General features: G+C 57.5%; 2 protein-coding genes. Both read right to left on the bottom strand.

Translation table 11 applies throughout. The annotated features are described in order from the left end of the window. Window positions 1-488: hypothetical protein (locus tag FVQ81_18715; protein MBW7998563.1), on the bottom strand; the 488-nt coding region annotated here is incomplete at its 3' end. A gap of 5 nt (window positions 489-493) precedes the next feature. Next, the coding region (locus FVQ81_18720) for a hypothetical protein (protein ID MBW7998564.1) at window positions 494-989 on the bottom strand (496 nt) is incomplete at its 5' end.

Here is a 989-nt window from a genome sequence, read left to right on the forward strand (position 1 = left end):
ACCCGCTCCCGAGCGAGAAAATAGAAGGCGATTAGTGTAAGGAGAGAGGAGAAAAATACATCGGCACCGTATTGTTTCACTTCCGCGGAATAAAAAATAAGCCTCGGATTTATGGCGAATAGAAAAATTACAATCGGTGCCAATATCCCTTTAAAACAACGGAGTGTGAGCCAAGAAAAAACACCGAGTGCGGCAATTCCGAAAATAAACGGCGCCAACCTAAGAGAATATTCCAGACCTCCGATCATATTGTAGGCGACTTTCTCCAAGATCAGCCATCCTATAGGCGCTATTTGTCCGTAATCCAAAGACTGGAAAAGTTGGGCGAACGAGCGGTCGATAATATTTTTTCCAATCATTGCTTCATCGATCCACAGCGATCTGGCGCCGACGAAGTGCCAAATCCGCAGGACTAGGCCGATCGCCACTGTCCCGATCGCGAACGCCAGAGCTTGATTGGGAATGTTCTTAAAAAAAATCGTTGGCATACCACTCACTCGTGCTGCGCCTTCCACACGATTAGCCCGATGAGCCTGTCGGCCTCGACCCGGCCGCCGGGAAGGGCGGACCGCAACAACCCGTATTCCTCGGACTCCCGCACCTCTTCGCGGCGCGCCGCCCGCCAGGCCCGGCCGGCGTCCGACCGCATGACGAAGGAAAAGGAATCCTGCAGGCCGATCTTGGGCAGCATCCAGTATTGCGGGTCCACGTCGGCGGCCGCCGCCTGGCGCAGGATGTACTTGGTATTGCCGTCCTTGAGCTTCCATCCGGTGGGCAGCCTTATGGCGAGGGAAACCAGGTCGTCGTCCCAGTACGCGGGCGCCGGGCACAGGCCGAGCGGGGCCTGGATCTCCGCCGGCTCATGGAAAAACATCTCGGGGCACATCTGGATGGAGACGAGGGCGAAAAACGGGCCGAAGTCCCCCTCGCCGGCCTTCCCGGCCGCGTCCCGGAACCGCTCGGCGAAGCGCTCCACCGCGACCCGGTAC

Source organism: Candidatus Glassbacteria bacterium, from assembly GCA_019456185.1.
GTDB lineage: Bacteria > Gemmatimonadota > Glassbacteria > GWA2-58-10 > GWA2-58-10 > JAJRTS01.